This window comes from Rhodococcus sp. DMU1 (genome assembly GCF_012272955.1).
Classification (GTDB): domain Bacteria; phylum Actinomycetota; class Actinomycetes; order Mycobacteriales; family Mycobacteriaceae; genus Rhodococcus; species Rhodococcus aetherivorans.
Genome location: NZ_CP050952.1, coordinates 2,831,089 through 2,845,764, shown reverse-complemented (window position 1 = coordinate 2,845,764; position 14,676 = coordinate 2,831,089). Strand labels below are relative to the sequence as shown.

General features: G+C 70.5%; 12 protein-coding genes. 5 read left to right on the top strand and 7 right to left on the bottom strand.

The features are described 5' to 3' along the window. Nucleotides 1-70: 70 nt before the first annotated feature. Nucleotides 71-1,849: an aspartate--tRNA ligase gene (aspS, locus tag HFP48_RS13350; protein ID WP_168579613.1), complete on the bottom strand. Its 1,779-nt coding sequence runs from the start codon at nucleotides 1,847-1,849 to the stop codon at nucleotides 71-73. A gap of 144 nt (nucleotides 1,850-1,993) precedes the next feature. Here aspS and HFP48_RS13345 point away from each other — a divergent pair, with 144 nt between their 5' ends. Together HFP48_RS13345 and HFP48_RS13340 are read left to right on the top strand one after the other, a co-directional pair. Further along, nucleotides 1,994-2,908 (top strand): neutral zinc metallopeptidase, encoded by a 915-nt coding sequence (locus HFP48_RS13345; protein ID WP_161996548.1) that lies wholly within the window; start codon nucleotides 1,994-1,996, stop codon nucleotides 2,906-2,908. An 88-nt stretch (nucleotides 2,909-2,996) separates the two neighbouring features. Beyond that, nucleotides 2,997-4,436 carry a lipase maturation factor family protein gene (locus HFP48_RS13340; RefSeq protein WP_168579612.1) on the top strand — a complete coding sequence of 480 codons (1,440 nt, stop codon included), beginning with the start codon at nucleotides 2,997-2,999 and terminating at the stop codon, nucleotides 4,434-4,436. 480 nt (nucleotides 4,437-4,916) lie between these two features. Here the strand turns inward: HFP48_RS13340 and HFP48_RS13335 are convergent, their stop codons facing one another. The 3 genes from HFP48_RS13335 to HFP48_RS13325 form a co-directional block, all read right to left on the bottom strand. Then, nucleotides 4,917-6,299, bottom strand: a complete 1,383-nt coding sequence (locus tag HFP48_RS13335; RefSeq protein ID WP_168579611.1) for a wax ester/triacylglycerol synthase family O-acyltransferase — start codon at nucleotides 6,297-6,299, stop codon at nucleotides 4,917-4,919. Nucleotides 6,300-6,349: 50 nt separating this feature from the next. Then, nucleotides 6,350-7,000 (bottom strand): response regulator transcription factor, encoded by a 651-nt coding sequence (locus HFP48_RS13330; protein ID WP_029543555.1) that lies wholly within the window; start codon nucleotides 6,998-7,000, stop codon nucleotides 6,350-6,352. Nucleotides 7,001-7,075: 75 nt separating this feature from the next. After that, nucleotides 7,076-7,498 (bottom strand): pyridoxamine 5'-phosphate oxidase family protein, encoded by a 423-nt coding sequence (locus HFP48_RS13325; protein WP_029543553.1) that lies wholly within the window; start codon nucleotides 7,496-7,498, stop codon nucleotides 7,076-7,078. A 211-nt stretch (nucleotides 7,499-7,709) separates the two neighbouring features. Between HFP48_RS13325 and HFP48_RS13320 the strand changes: the two genes are divergently transcribed. From HFP48_RS13320 to HFP48_RS13310, 3 genes are all read left to right on the top strand, one after another. Next, the gene (locus tag HFP48_RS13320) at nucleotides 7,710-9,416 is read left to right on the top strand and encodes a GAF domain-containing sensor histidine kinase (protein ID WP_168579610.1); all 1,707 of its coding nucleotides are present in this window, start codon (nucleotides 7,710-7,712) and stop codon (nucleotides 9,414-9,416) included. Nucleotides 9,417-9,628: 212 nt separating this feature from the next. Then, the gene (locus HFP48_RS13315) at nucleotides 9,629-10,093 is read left to right on the top strand and encodes a hypothetical protein (protein WP_239010468.1); all 465 of its coding nucleotides are present in this window, start codon (nucleotides 9,629-9,631) and stop codon (nucleotides 10,091-10,093) included. Between the two features lie 96 nt (nucleotides 10,094-10,189). After that, the gene (locus tag HFP48_RS13310; protein ID WP_168579609.1) at nucleotides 10,190-11,365 is read left to right on the top strand and encodes a glutamate--cysteine ligase; all 1,176 of its coding nucleotides are present in this window, start codon (nucleotides 10,190-10,192) and stop codon (nucleotides 11,363-11,365) included. A gap of 6 nt (nucleotides 11,366-11,371) precedes the next feature. Here HFP48_RS13310 and HFP48_RS13305 read toward each other — a convergent pair whose 3' ends face one another. From HFP48_RS13305 to HFP48_RS13295, 3 genes are all read right to left on the bottom strand, one after another. Beyond that, the gene (locus HFP48_RS13305; protein ID WP_168580569.1) at nucleotides 11,372-11,827 is read right to left on the bottom strand and encodes a nucleoside deaminase; all 456 of its coding nucleotides are present in this window, start codon (nucleotides 11,825-11,827) and stop codon (nucleotides 11,372-11,374) included. 65 nt (nucleotides 11,828-11,892) lie between these two features. Then, complete coding sequence (locus HFP48_RS13300) at nucleotides 11,893-13,794, bottom strand: ATP-binding protein (protein ID WP_168579608.1); 1,902 nt, start codon at nucleotides 13,792-13,794, stop codon at nucleotides 11,893-11,895. 111 nt (nucleotides 13,795-13,905) lie between these two features. Next, the gene (locus HFP48_RS13295) at nucleotides 13,906-14,508 is read right to left on the bottom strand and encodes an LppP/LprE family lipoprotein (protein ID WP_065922593.1); all 603 of its coding nucleotides are present in this window, start codon (nucleotides 14,506-14,508) and stop codon (nucleotides 13,906-13,908) included. Nucleotides 14,509-14,676 lie beyond the last annotated feature (168 nt).

Here is a 14,676-nt window from a genome sequence, read left to right as displayed (position 1 = left end):
GCGCTGCCCTCTGACACCGCGGCGGCGCCGGCCCGTGGGCAGGCGCCGCCGACGATGTCCTGTCGGTGCCCTACTTCTCGGCCTTCTTCGGCTCCGGCTTGAAGTCGATCCCGGACTCCTTGCGCTGCTCGGGGGTGATCGGCGCCGGAGCGTCGGTCAGCGGGTCGACACCGCCGCCGGACTTCGGGAACGCGATGACCTCGCGGATCGAGTCCGCGCCGGCGAGCAGGGCGGTGATGCGGTCCCACCCGAAGGCGATGCCGCCGTGCGGCGGAGCGCCGTACTTGAATGCCTCGAGCAGGAAGCCGAACTTCTCGTTCGCCTCCTCCTCGGAGATGCCCATCACCTTGAACACGCGCTGCTGGATGTCGGTGCGGTGGATTCGAATCGAGCCGCCGCCGATCTCGTGACCGTTGCACACGATGTCGTAGGCGTAGGCGAGGGCCGAGCCGGGATCGGTGTCGAACGTGTCGAGGTGCTCGGGCATCGGCGAGGTGAAGGCGTGGTGCACCGCCGTCCATGCGGAGCTGCCGAGCGCGACGTCGCCGGAGGCGGTGGCGTCGGCGGCCGGCTCGAACAGCGGGGCGTCGACGACCCACACGAACTTCCAGTCGTCGGGATCGATGAGATCGAGCTTGCGGGCGATCTCGCCGCGAGCGGCACCGAGCAGCGCGCGCATGGGCTTGGTGGCGCCGGCGGCGAAGAAGATGCAGTCCCCGGGCTGGGCGCCGACGTGCTTGGCCAGGCCCTCGCGCTCGGCGTCGGTGAGGTTCTTCGCGACCGGTCCGGACAGCTCCCCGTCCTCGCCGACCAGCACGTACGCCAAGCCCTTCGCGCCGCGCTGCTTGGCCCACTCCTGCCAGGCGTCGAGCTGGCGCCGCGGCTGGCTCGCGCCGCCGGGCATGACGACCGCGCCGACGTACTCGGCCTGGAACACCCGGAAGGTGGTGTCCTTGAAGAACTCCCGGCACTCGACGAGCTCGAGGCCGAAACGCAGGTCGGGCTTGTCGGAGCCGTAGCGGCGCATCGCGTCGGCGTAGGTCATGCGCGGGATCGGGGTGGTCAGCTCGTGCCCGACCAGGCGCCACAGCGCGTGCAGGATCTCCTCGGCGAGCAGGATCACGTCGTCCTGGCTCACGAACGCCATCTCGATGTCGAGCTGGGTGAACTCCGGCTGCCGGTCGGCGCGGAAGTCCTCGTCGCGGTAGCAGCGGGCGATCTGGTAGTACCGCTCGATGCCGCCGGCCATCAGCAACTGCTTGAACAGCTGCGGCGACTGCGGCAGTGCGTAGAAGTTGCCGGGCTGCAGCCGCGCCGGCACCACGAAGTCGCGGGCGCCCTCCGGGGTGGAGCGGGTCAGCGTCGGGGTCTCGACCTCCACGAAGCTGTGGTGGGCGAGCACGCCGCGGGCGGCGGCGTTGACCTTGCTGCGCAGCCGGATCGCCTTGCCCGGGCCCTCGCGGCGCAGGTCCAGGTAGCGGTACTTCAGGCGGGCTTCCTCGCCGACCTGGTCGTCGAGCTGGAACGGCAGCGGCGCGGCCTCGTTGAGAACCTCGAGCGTCGAGGCGTTGACCTCGACGGCGCCGGTGGGGATGTCGAAGTTCTGGTTGCCCTCCGGCCGGACCTCGACCACTCCGACGACCTTGATGCAGTACTCGGCGCGCAGACGGTGTGCCTGCTCGAGGACGGCGCCCTCACGGAAGACGACCTGCGACACACCCGACGCGTCGCGCAGGTCGATGAAGATCACCCCGCCGTGGTCGCGGCGCCGGGCCACCCAGCCGGTGAGGGTGACGGTCTGCTCGGCGTGCTCGGCTCGCAACGAGCCGGCGAGATGGGTGCGCAGCACGGAATTCCTTTCGAAACAACCTAACGAGGGACGTCGTCGTTGCAATCCTACGAAAGACACACATCCGCCGAGGACACCCGTACCCGATCGGCCGTGCCAAGCTGAACCGATCGGTCCCCCTGCGACGAGGAAGTGAAGGCGGCGATGACGTTCAACGAGGGCGCTCGGATGGAGGGCGGCCGCATCCAGGTCGGCGGCGGAGGCGGACCGGGCGGGAAGATCGCGATCGGCGGTGGCGCCGGCGGCCTGCTGGTGCTGATCCTGGCACTGCTGCTCGGAGGTGATCCCGGCTCGCTCCTCGGCAGCGGCGCCCCGGAGCAGTCCGGGCAGTACGGCTCGGGCACCCTGGAGGGCTGTGAGACCGGGGCGGACGCCAACGCGAGCGTCGACTGCCGCGTCCAGTTCACCGTCGGCAGCCTCGACGCGGTGTGGGAACAGCAGCTCGGGCCGCAGACCGGCGTCGAGTACGTCCGGCCCGCGGTCGTGCTGTTCTCCGGTGCGGTCGCGACGGGCTGCGGCAACGCCACGAGCGACGTCGGACCGTTCTACTGCCCGGCCGACCGGACCGCGTACTTCGACACCAGCTTCTTCCAGGACCTGGTCACCCGGTTCGGCGCCAACGCCGGCCCGCTCGCGCAGGAGTACGTCGTCGCGCACGAGGTGGGTCACCACCTGCAGAACCAGCTCGGGGACCTCGGCCGCGCGCAGGCCGATCCGCGCGGTGCCGACTCCGGGGCCGTCCGCACCGAGCTGCAGGCCGACTGCTATGCCGGGGCGTGGGCGTACCACGCCGACAAGCAGGCGGATCCGAACACCGGGGAGCCGTTCCTGCAGCCCCTCACCCAGCAGGACATCCGCGACGCGCTGTCGGCGGCGTCCGCCGTCGGCGACGACCGGATCCAGGCTTCCGCCGGCGGGCGGGTGAACCCCGAGGGCTGGACGCACGGGTCGTCCGACCAGCGGCAGAAGTGGTTCCTCGCCGGGTACACCACCGGGCAGATCGCGGCGTGCGACACGTACACGGCGCGAGATCTGGACAACCCTCCGGCGCTGCGCTGACCCCTCCGCCCACCACGGGGAATCCACTCCCGAAACGCGGTGCGCGTGCCATGCTCGAGGGGTCCGCACCGGTACGAGGTGACCTGCCGTGGAATGGTACGACGCCGACGGGTATTCGCTGGGACGGCTGCTGTGCACGCGCGCGCTGGCCCTGGTGTATCTCGTCGCGTTCCTGGTGGCGCTCAACCAGTTCCGGGCGCTGCTCGGGAGTACCGGCCTGACGCCGATCCCCCGCTTCCTGAAGGCGACGTCGTTCGGCCGGGCCCCGAGCGTGTTCCACCTGCGCTACTCGGACCGTCTCTTCGCGACGGTCGCCGGTCTCGGCGCGGTCCTCGCCGCCGCCACGGCGCTCGGGGTGACGGACCGGCTGCCGCTGATCGTGTCGATGCTCGTCTGGTTCCTGCTGTGGCTGCTGTACCTGTCGATCGTCAACGTCGGACAGGTCTGGTACTCGTTCGGCTGGGAATCGTTGCTGCTCGAGACCGGCTTCCTGGCGATCTTCCTCGGCAACGCGGACACCGCCCCGCCGCTGCTCGTCCTGATCCTGCTGCGCTGGCTGCTGTTCCGGCTGGAGTTCGGGGCGGGCCTGATCAAGATGCGCGGCGACCGGTGCTGGCGGGATCTGACGTGCCTGTACTACCACCACGAGACCCAGCCGATGCCGGGCCCGCTGAGCTGGTACTTCCACCATCTGCCCAGGCCCCTGCACCGGGTCGAGGTGGCCGGGAACCACGTCACCCAGCTCGTGGTGCCCTTCTTCCTGTTCGCGCCGCAGCCGATCGCGGGGATCGCGGCGTCGATCATGATTGTCACCCAGTTGTGGCTGGTGGTCAGCGGCAACTTCTCCTGGTTGAACTGGCTGGCGATCGTGCTGGGCCTGTCGGTGATCCCGGACAGCTGGTGGGAGCGCCTGCTCCCGCTCGAACCCGGTCCGGGGTACGGGACGACGCCGACGGTGTTCGTGGCAGCGGTCGTGGCGCTGACCGGGACGGTCGCCGTGCTCAGCTACCTGCCGGTGCGGAACATGCTCTCCCACCGGCAGGCGATGAACGCCTCGTTCAATCGGTGGCACTTCGTCAACACCTACGGCGCGTTCGGCAGCATCACTCGGCACCGGCACGAGGTGATCGTCGAGGGCACCTCCGATCGGGAGGTGGGCCCCGGCACCGTGTGGCGCGAGTACGAGTTCAAGGGCAAGCCCGGCGACGTGCGCCGCCGGCCGCGCCAGTACGCGCCGTATCACCTGCGGCTGGACTGGCTGATGTGGTTCGCCGCACTGTCCCCCGACTACGCGCGCTCCTGGTTCGGGCGACTGCTCGAAAAGCTGCTGACCAACGACGAGCACGTGACGGCACTGCTGCGGCGTAACCCGTTCCCCGACGCGCCGCCCCGCTGGGTGCGGGCGCGGTACTTCAGCTACCGGTACACCACGTGGCGCGAGCGCCGCGAGACCGGCGCGTGGTGGGTGCGCGAGTACATCACCGACTACATGCGGCCGGTGGCCCTGGCCGAACGCGACGCCGAATGAGGTCCCCGGAGCCGGCGGCGCTTTCGAAAATTCAATCTCGCGTTATCTCACCTTTATCGAACATCAACGTCGGGTAAAGAATGAGATCGACCGGGCGACCGGTATCCGGGACCCGGACAGCAAAAGGGGGCCTGCGTCCTCAACCCGCAGGCCCCCTCTATTTCCCCCGGATCAGCTGAGGTTCATGTCCTCGGCGGAACCGGAGAAGAAGTCGAACGCGCCGAAGAGGTCGGCGATTGCTCCGAAGAAGTCGGCCAACGTTCCAAAGTCCATGCTGGAGCTCCATTTCTGATCTTGTACATACCGTACCGGTGCCGTGCACCGAACCCAATTGTTACCAAACGCGCCGGGTCCCGCAATTCGAGCGCGGACCCGGCTGCCGCACGCGGTAGGAGAAATCGGGTTCGCGAAATTCTCAGCACTCCGCGCATGCAATTCGCTGGCGCGCACGGTCGGCGCGATCGCGCCTGAAGGGCCGGGTCAGCGACGCGGCGGGCCGCCGACCGCCGCGACGCCCAGCTCCGCGAGGCCGTCGACGATCCCCCCGGCGAACTCGTCGACGTCCGGGACGAGATCGGCATCGGCGACGACGTCGACGTTCAGCCGGCCCGCGTAGGACAGCACGCCGACGGCGACACCGACGTTGCCCTGCACCACGCCGACCTGGAACAGCTCGCGCACGCGGGCACCCGCGAAGTACAGCGGCACGGGCGGGCCGACCAGATTGCTGACGAACAGATTGACCAGCCGTTGGCGCCGCATCACCCGCACCGTCCACCGCTGGAGCAGCCGTCCCCCGGGCTGCAGCGGCGGCTCCCGCTTGAGCCGCGCGGTCTCGCGGGCGACGGCCGCGACCCGGGCGGCCACCGACCCGGGCCCCACCGGCAGGGGCACGAGCAGGATCCCGACCCGGTTCCCCGGGCTCCGGTCGTCGGCGGTGCGCAGCGACGCCGCCACCGACGCCTTCAGGATCAGGTCCGGGTCGAGTTCGCCGCGCGCCGCGAGGAGCCGCCGCGCGCCGGCGGCCACGGCGGCGAGCACGACGTCGTTGACCGTCGCACCGTGCGCGTGTGCGACGCGCCTGACCTCGGCGAGGTCGCAGCGCACCAGGCTCAGCCGGCGGTGCGGCCCGACGGGACCGTCGAACGACACCCGCGGGGCCCGGCCCTGCCGGGCGAGCGAGCGCAGCTGCCGCACCCGCAGGGCGGCACGTCGCGCCGCCACCGCCGGCCGCACTGCCCGGAGCCACCGCCACGCGGCCCCGGGCCGACGGTGCAGGTTGTCGCGGACGAGCGCACGCACGGAAGGTGGCGGAACCGGGGTGGGCACGGGACCGGGGTCCTCGTCGGGCGTGGTCGCGGCAGTGTCGAGCAGGGCGCCGAACAGTTCGAGGGCGGCGGTGCCGTCGGCGACCACGTGGTGGAGCCGCAGCAGCAGCGCGATCGTCCCGTCGTCCCGGTCCGTGAGCAGCCACATCTCCCACAGCGGCCGGGACCGGTCGAGGCGTGGTTCGTCGAGTTCCGCGCAGGTGCGCAACAGGGTGGCCTCGTCGCCGGGAGCGGACAGGGCGTGGGTCCGCACGTGGCACGAGATGTCGAAGTGCGGGTCGTCGACCCACACGGGCGGTCCGGCACCCGGCGGCGGGCGGTGCAGCCGCTGGCGCAGTCGGGGCGCGCGGCGGGTGCGCCGCGCGACGTGCTCGCGGATCGCCGCCAGCCGGAGGCGTCCGGCCGCATCGCGCAGCGGCGCTCCGTCCAGGACGGCGAGCGCGGCCACGTGCATGGGCACCCCGCGGTCCTCGACGCGCAGGTTCCCTACGTCGAGCGGGCTCAGCCGCTCGAATCGGGGCCGGTCGTCCGTCATGGTGCCCGTCCTGCCGTCGGCAACGCCCGGGCGGCGCGGCGACGGAACGTTCAGCGCCCGCCGGGGCGTCTCGGCGGCACCTTCGTCGCCAGTACCGCGGCCTGGGTGCGGCGTTCGACCCCGAGCTTGGCCAGGAGCCGCGACACGTAATTCTTCACCGTTTTCTCGGCCAGGAACATCCGTTCGGCGATCTGACGGTTGGTCAGCCCCTCCCCGAGCAGCGCGAGCAGGGTCCGTTCCTGATCGGTCAGGTTCGCATACGGTCCGCCGTCGTTACTGGTGTCGGCGCGCAGCTTCGCCATCAGCGTGGTCGCGGCGCGGCTGTCGAGCAGGGACTTGCCTGCCCCGACGTCCCGCACGGCCTGGATCAGCTCGGTTCCGCGGATGTCCTTGAGCGCGTAGCCGCTCGCGCCGGCGAGTATCGCGTCGAGCATCGCCTGCTCGTCGGTGAACGAGGTCAGCATCAGGCAGCGCAGTCGCGGCATCTGCGAGAGCAGTTCCCGGCACAGCTCGATGCCGTTGCCGTCGGGGAGCCGGACGTCGAGCACGGCGACGTCGGGTTCTACGGCAGGAACCCGCACGAGAGCCTCGCCGTACGACGACGCCTCCCCCGCGATCGTCAGTTCGGGATCCGTGGTGAGCAGGTCCGCGATGCCACGGCGGACGACCTCGTGGTCGTCGACGAGAAAGACCTTGACCATGCGGCAGCCTCCAATCCCCGGTCAGCACGGTACCGCACGGTGTGCCGGCTCACGGTCGGCTCGGGGACTGGATGGTCAACCGCGCTCGCCGGGCCACCACGGCAGCGTGGCACGACGCCCACTGATGTGCTCGACGTCGATGACGAGGAGGGGATCCTCCGTGCCGATGCCCCACGGCAGGCCGCCGGCGCCGTCGAATCCGCGGAGACCGTCCGTGCCGCGCGCGAGCCGGGCGCGGCCGATCGCGACCACGCTCCACCCCGACCGGGTCGGCGCCTCGAGTTGTTCGGCATGGAAGGCGAGCAGCCTGCCGTCGAAACGCTCGAACCACCCGTCGTCGCCGGTGGGAACGACGATCTCGCCGTTCGGCGCCGCGAAGGTCACCGGGTGCACCGCGGGCAACGCCCCGTCGGTGTAGACCAGACGGCCGGTCGGCACCGACCGCAGCAACGCCATGCACCGACCCGGCGCCAGCGGAGCTTCCGGACCCGTCGTCATCCTGGGCTTTCCCTCCTGCAAAGACATCTCCGCACTCCACCCTCGCCCGTCGAGGCGGCCCGCGGCAGGGTCCAAAGTCGTCACCACCGGGGCGCAAGTCACCGCGCCGGGGGTGACCCACGGATTACCCTCGGCACAATGGGAAAAACCGGGCCTTTCGAAGCGGCCCGGCACGCGGCGCACGGGACGTAATCCACCGAAGGGGTGAGCGATGGCCGCCGACGAGGAAACGTTGCTCGCGGGGACGCTCTCGCAGCTGCGACTGAGGGAGCTGCTCGCGGAGGTCCAGGACCGCATCGACCAGGTGATCGTCGCGCGCGATCAGATCGACGGTCTGCTCGAGGCCGTGCTCACGGTCGCGTCCGGGCTCGAGCTCGAGGCGACGCTCGAGCGCATCGTGCACGCCGCGATCGAGCTCGTGGACTGCCGCTACGGCGCTCTGGGCGTCCTCAACCGCCGCGGCGACGGATTGCAGAACTTCGTGTACGAGGGCATAGACGCAGACACCCGCGCGCTGATCGGCGACCTCCCCACCGGCCACGGACTGCTCGGACTGCTGATCGAACAGCCGAAACCGATCCGCCTCGACAATCTGGCCCAGCACGTGGCCTCGTCCGGCTTCCCGGCCCACCACCCGCCCATGCGGACCTTCCTGGGTGTCCCGGTCCGGGTGCACGGTGAGGCGTTCGGCAACCTCTACCTCACCGAGAAGGCCAACGGTCAGTCGTTCACCGAGGACGACGAGGTGATCGTGCAGGCCCTCGCGGCCGCGGCGGGCATCGCGGTGGACAATGCGCGCCTGTTCGAGGAGGCCCGGCTGCGGCAGCGCTGGCAGGAGGCCACGAGCGAGATCCGCGCCGAGCTGCTCGCCGACACCGACCCGGAGGAGGTGCTCGGCCTGATCGCCCGACGCGCGCTGGCCCTGTCGGAGGCGGACCACGTGCAGATCGCCCAACCCGAGGATCCCGACGTGCCGCCGGAGGAGGTCGCGGCCCTGATCGTCACCGCATACGCCGGTTCGGACCCGTCCGGGTTCGGGGGCAAGCGGATCCGGGTCGAAGGGACCGCGACCGGAACCGTGTACCGGTGCGGTGAGCCTCTGCAGGTCACGGAGTTCGACGGTGACGGCGACCGGCACGGGCCGGCGCTGCTGCTGCCGCTGCGCGCGTCGACCGACACCATTTCGGGGGTGCTGTCGGTCATTCGCGATCCGGGGCGGGAGCCGTTCGACGACCGTCAGCTCTTCCTCGCCACCTCCTTCACCGATCAGGCGGCGCTCGCGCTGAAGCTGGCCGACGACCAGCGACGGCTCAACTCTCTGACCGTGCTCGCCGACCGGGACCGCATCGCGCGGGACCTGCACGATCACGTCATTCAGCGGCTGTTCGCCCACGGCCTGAACCTGCAGAGCACCCACGCCCGCACCCGGGCGCCGGAGATCCGCGGGCGCCTGGCGGACATGATCGACGACGTGCAGAGCATCATCACCGACGTGCGCACCGCGATCTTCGACCTGCACGGCGGGATGGAGGGCACCCGGCAACTGCGGCAGGCCCTGCACGACATCGTCGCCGAACACACCGCCGACGTCGGCCTGCGCACCGTCGTGCGCATGTCCGGGCCGCTCAACGTGGTCACCGGAACCCTCGCCGATCACGCCGAGGCGGTGCTGCGGGAGGCGATGAGCAACGTGGTGCACCACTCCGGCGCGAACAACGTCACCGTCACCGTGTCGGTCGACGACTACCTCACCATCGACGTCACCGACAACGGCGTCGGCATTCCCGCCACCGTCGCGCGCAGCGGACTGCACAACCTCGCCTCCCGCGCCGAGGAGGTCGCGGGCACCTTCACCGCTACCGCGGTCGACACCGGCGGCACCCGCCTGCTCTGGTCGGCGCCGCTGCCCGAGGACTGAGCTCGCACCGCCGGCGGCGGACGGCTCCCGGCCCCGGTATCTCGCCGCGGGCGCGGCAGCGGGCCGCACCGAGGCGGTGACCGGCTCGGTGGGGGAAGGCGGCAACAATTGCTGCGGCGCTCCTCGTCGCCGTTTCCCTTCGCGGCCGTGCCGATCCCAATTCCGAATCGCCGTTTCTGTCCTTTCTCGGCCGGAAGTCGAGATTCTCCGGTATGCGCCGGATCGCCCGGTGCGGGGCTATCATCGAATTCGGCAGAGGGAACCCGATGAACACGAACACGAGCGCACTGAGCGACCAGATTCGGGCCGTACACCAATTGGTGCGGACGCAACTGCAGATACTCGAAATTCGCCACGAGCGCAGCTCACATCCGATGGCGAAGCAGCAAATTGCGGCGGACATTCGCTATTTGTCGGAACGATGCGACGCCCTCGAACGAATTCTGCATTCGCACACGACATCCGCGAAGTCGTCGTCGTCTCGGGCGGCGCGGCTGAGCGACTGCATCGCCACCATCGCCGGCTCGGCGGACAGGCGCAGCGTCGCCGCCCTCGAACACGTCCTCGCGGACCAGCTGGCCGACCGCGTCCGCACCCTCGAATCCCTCGCGATCGCACTCGGAGACCGGCCGCTGCAGCAGTGGGCACGCGGCATCCACGCCGTCGGCGCCGCCTGATTTCCCTCCCGTTTCCTTCCCACCTGCCCGGGACGCGTGCCAGGCTGGAGCCACGGTCCTGCCGAGCTGTTTCGGCCGTTCCGGTTGGAGGAGACGATGACGTCCACGCTGCCGCGCCGTGCCGAATCCGACCGTGGCGATGTCCCGGGCCGGCTGCTGACCATGGGCGTCGAGGAGGAGTTGCTGCTCGTCGACGCCGACTCCGGCCGGCCCCGGCTGAGCAACGCCGCCGTCGTGGCCGATGCCCGCGAGTCCGGGCTCGACCTCCAGCTCGAGCTGTCGCGCTGCCAGGTCGAGACCGCCACACCGGTCTGCACCCGGATCGACGACCTGCGGCAGGAACTGCGCGTCTCGCGCACGGTGGCGGCGGCGGCCGCCGCACGCGCCGGGTCCCGCCTGCTCGCGGCGGCAGTGCCCCCGTTCGACACCACCCCGCCCGGGGCGCTCACGGACGCCGCCCGGTACCGGCGGATGGCCGAGCACTTCGGGGTGGTGACCGATCAGGTGATCTGCGGCTGTCACGTCCACGTCGGGGTGCCCGATCGCGACGTCGCGGTGCAGGTCTGCAATCACCTGCGGCCCTGGCTGCCCGCCCTGCTCGCGCTCACGGCGAACTCGTCCGTCACCGCCGGCGCCGACACCGGTTACGCCAGCTGGCGTCACATCCAGTGGGGGCGCTGGGCCAGCGGGGGGCCGCCGCCCTACTTCCGGTCCGCCCGGCACTACGACGACGTCGTCGCCATGATGCTCGACGCCGGCACCGTCCTCGACCCCGCGATGGTCTACTGGGACATCCGGCTCTCGCCGCACCTGCCCACCCTCGAGATCCGGGTCTGCGACGTGCCCGCCACGATCGAGGAGACCGTCACCGCCGCCACCCTCGTCCGCGGACTCGTGTCCACCGCGCTCACCGCCGTCCACCGCGGTGACCCGGCGCCCCGGCTCGAGGCCGACCGGCTGAAGGCCGCGTGCTGGCGCGCCGCGCGGGAGGGCATCGACGGCTACGGGATGGACCCGCTGACGCAACGGCCCGTCCCCGCCGCCCGGCTGCTGGGCTCGCTGCTCGAGCACGTGCGGCCCGGCCTCGAGGAGGCCGGCGACTTCCCGTCCGCGCGCGCGTCGGTGCGGCGGATCCTGCGCCGGGGCAACGGCGCGCGCCGTCAGCGGCGAGCGCTCGCGGCGTCCCGGAGCACGGCGGACTTCGTCGCGGAACTGGCCCGCATCACCGTCGAGGGGTGCGAACCGGCCGCTCCCCCACCGACGGCCCGGTGATCGCCCCTACTCGGTGATCGCCCTACTCGGGGGGGGTGTGACGCCGATGTCCTCGTGCCACAGGTCCGGGTGCTCGACGACGAACGTCGCCATCATGTCGATGCAGCGTCGATCGTTCAGCACCGTTACCTCGACCCCGTGCTCGGCGAGCCAGTCGTGGCCGCCGGTGAACGTGACGCTCTCCCCGATCACCACCGCGCCGATACCGAACTGCCGGATCAGGCCGCTGCAGTACCAGCAAGGCGACAACGTCGTCACCATGATCGTCGAACGGTAGTCGCGCCGGCGGCCCGCGGCCCGGAAGGCGGCGGTCTCGGCGTGCAGCGACGGGTCCCCCTCCTGCACCCGCCGGTTGTGGCCGCGGCCGAGCAGCGTCCCGTCGGCGGCGAACAGGGCCGCGCCGATCGGGATGCCGCCCTCGGCGAGGCCGAGCCGGGCCTCCGCGAGCGCGACCTCGAGCATGGCAGCGGTGGTGGGGATGTCGAGCGGCCTGCGCGGCTCCGTCATGACGCCACCTCGAATCCCGTTCAGGCGAACGACTTGTGGATCTGCGCGCCGTAGCGGCGGATGATCTTCTGCTTGGCGGCGGTATAGGCGTGGACGTCGTCCTGCAAGCCCTTGTTCTCGAGCGATCGGCGCGCCAACTCGCCGGCGATCACGTCGAGGAACAACTCGGCCAGCAGCAGTCGTGCCGCATCCCGGAACCGGCCCCGGCCGTCCAGATACAGCTGCACGGTGGGGTCGCCGGTGTTGATGAGGATCGTTCGCTGCTCGGGGTCGTACACGGCACGTCCACCGTCGTCCCCGAGATAGCGCAGGTCGTAGCCGACGAACATGTCCTCGCCGTGGTCGCGTGGCGGCCGTCGGTGTTCCTCCGGATGGGGCGGGGTGTGCGGGCGCGGCACATGGTGCGGCGACGGCGCGTTCTCGGCGATGACGATCTCGCACCACGCCCAGAACGCCCCGGACCGCACCATGATCTCGCCGCGCTCCCCGGCCGCCTCGCCGACGACCGTCCATTCCAGCCGCTGCACACCGGCCTTCTGCTCCACGGCAATCTCGGCGGGCCGGGGGTCGATCCGCATCGAGTCGGGCAGCGTGTACGCGATCGTCAGCCGGTCGTCGCCGGGCAGGCGCTCGGTGTCGACTTCGAGAGTGACGTGGAACCGATGGCCGGGCCTGCGGTAGTAGAAGGGCGTCGTGAATTCAAGGACGACCGACTTCTCCGTGCCGGTCGCGGTCGTCAGCGGTGCCGATGCCGGCGCCGGCCCGATCCCGAGATCCCGGATCGCCGACTCGCTCATCCGGTGCAGCAGCCGGTCGATCATGTGCGCGGTGTGCTCGGAGGTTATCGCGTGCTCGAGGTGTTTGAGCTGATCGCGTTCGGCCAGCACATATTCGGCGAGCCGAACGCTGACCGCATGCGAGAATGCGGCGACGAACCGGTCCTTGTGGTTCAGACCCTCACGCTCGTCGCTGATGATCGGCTCACCCTGCCCGAGCCGCTCGATCAGGGCCGCGCAGTGCACGGTGCCGAACAGGTACTCGGCGCCCACCTGGTTCTCGTACTCGAACATCTGACAGTCGAGCACGGCGAGGCCCGAGACGACGACGAGACCGTTCGTGCGCTCGTCCCCCGACATGGTCAGCTCGGCACCTTCGGCCCGCTTCAGGGTGAGGGTGAAGGTGTACTCGTCGCCGTCGAAGTCGAAGCTGCCGGGCGCGTCCGGACCGATCAGCACGAGCGCCGGGGGTTCGTCGAAGAGCACCCGGCCGCTGCGCTGGATCTCGTGCCGACCGGCGACGTGCACCACCTCCACGCTCCGCCGCGACAGCACCTCACGCAGGTAGACGTTGTCGGACAGCGCCTGCACCACGGTCTGGTACCGGGAGATGACCACGTGCGGGTTCTCCACGACCAACGTCACCCGGGTACCGTTCCCGGGGATGCCGAGGCGTTCGCGGTCGTCGTCGGAGACAGGCAGGTCGCCGCCGTGGTCGTCGTAGAGGTAGCCGCCGTTCTCGCCGCGGAAGAGGTCGATGCGGGTGAGCCGGCCGTCCTTGACGGTCTCGACCGTTCCGGCGCCGACACCGAACACGGCCTGCTTGAGGCCGCGCCCGAAGTAGCCCCGCCCATGGCCCTCGCCCCGCGACAGCGGGCTGTGGGCTGCCCCGTACGCCAGGATGCGGGCGGCCTGATCGAACGGCATCCCTTCGGCATGGTCGGTGACCTGCAGGACCGCACCCGACTGGTGGCGCTCGTAGGTGATGTCGATGCGGCCGTTCGCCTGCGCGCGGGCGTTGTCCAGCCGGGAGTAGCTGTCGTCACTGTTGGTGATCAGTTCGACGAGCGCCTTCTCGATCGAGGCGAAGCGCCGCGAATCGATCCCGATCACACGCTGGTCCACCGGAATGGGGGCGACTGCCATCGTTTCTGCCTTGTCTGTTCCGTCGGGCAGTCCTGAGGGTGGCTTCCCGAACTTGCCGCGATCGTACCGACGTTCGCGTCGATGCCGCGGCAATCGAAGTGCCCGGCGATGTCACCGCATTTCGTCGCAGCCCGTCGACTCCAGGTACTCGTCCGGCAGTCGCCCGTCGGTGACGACCCCGCCGTCGGACCACGTGAACGTCAGCTCCGCGAAACCGGTGGCGGCCGCGTTCGGCTCGCCCTCGCGCGGGTAGTTGTATTCGACGTCGATGGAGTCGAACGCCGTTGCGACCACCGCCGGGTTCAGCGCGCACGGCGTGGCGGTGCCGACATACTCGCCGCGGTGGAACAACAGCAGGTGGGTCGGCGACGATCCCGTCGCCCCCACGATCCCGACCTGCGCGTAGCTCAGGTCGCTGCAGCGGTTGTAGTTGCCGTTGTACGCCTGCAGCCACGTGGCATCGGGGATCTGCTGCGGCGGGGGTAGCTGCTCGATCACCGCGAACACCTCGGGTGCGTCGAGGTCGACGTCCGGGTCGCACGGCTGTTCGTCCACCGTCGTGGACACGGCGGCCCCGCCGGTGGGTGCCTGACGGGAGGACGTCTCGGTGGACGGTTCGGCCACCGGCTGCCCGTCCTGCACCTGGGCGCAGCTGGCCAGGATCGCCATCGCAAGGGCCGACACAAGGGTGACACCGGCTGTGCGACTCGGCATGGGCTCCTCGGACTCTCGGGTGCGACGGCGGTCGCCGCGACGGGTACGAATGGTGTCAGTTCGGATCATCCCAGTCGAGGCCCGTGGCAAGGTCGCGGAATGGTCAGCTCGGTCGAGCCGAGCAAACTCCGGCTACCTCGTCAGAAGCCGGTAGAACTCCGCATCGTG

Bases quoted from the DNA above. Each gene is read 5' to 3' on its own strand.
- HFP48_RS13300 (WP_168579608.1), bottom strand. From the start codon at position 13,794: ATGGCAGTCGCCCCCATTCCGGTGGACCAGCGTGTGATCGGGATCGAT.
- HFP48_RS13325 (WP_029543553.1), bottom strand. From the start codon at position 7,498: ATGACGACGGGTCCGGAAGCTCCGCTGGCGCCGGGTCGGTGCATGGCG.
- HFP48_RS13295 (WP_065922593.1), bottom strand. From the start codon at position 14,508: ATGCCGAGTCGCACAGCCGGTGTCACCCTTGTGTCGGCCCTTGCGATG.
- HFP48_RS13320 (WP_168579610.1), top strand. From the start codon at position 7,710: ATGGCCGCCGACGAGGAAACGTTGCTCGCGGGGACGCTCTCGCAGCTG.
- HFP48_RS13335 (WP_168579611.1), bottom strand. From the start codon at position 6,299: ATGACGGACGACCGGCCCCGATTCGAGCGGCTGAGCCCGCTCGACGTA.
- HFP48_RS13315 (WP_239010468.1), top strand. From the start codon at position 9,629: ATGCGCCGGATCGCCCGGTGCGGGGCTATCATCGAATTCGGCAGAGGG.
- HFP48_RS13310 (WP_168579609.1), top strand. From the start codon at position 10,190: ATGACGTCCACGCTGCCGCGCCGTGCCGAATCCGACCGTGGCGATGTC.
- HFP48_RS13305 (WP_168580569.1), bottom strand. From the start codon at position 11,827: ATGCTCGAGGTCGCGCTCGCGGAGGCCCGGCTCGGCCTCGCCGAGGGC.
- HFP48_RS13330 (WP_029543555.1), bottom strand. From the start codon at position 7,000: ATGGTCAAGGTCTTTCTCGTCGACGACCACGAGGTCGTCCGCCGTGGC.
- HFP48_RS13345 (WP_161996548.1), top strand. From the start codon at position 1,994: ATGACGTTCAACGAGGGCGCTCGGATGGAGGGCGGCCGCATCCAGGTC.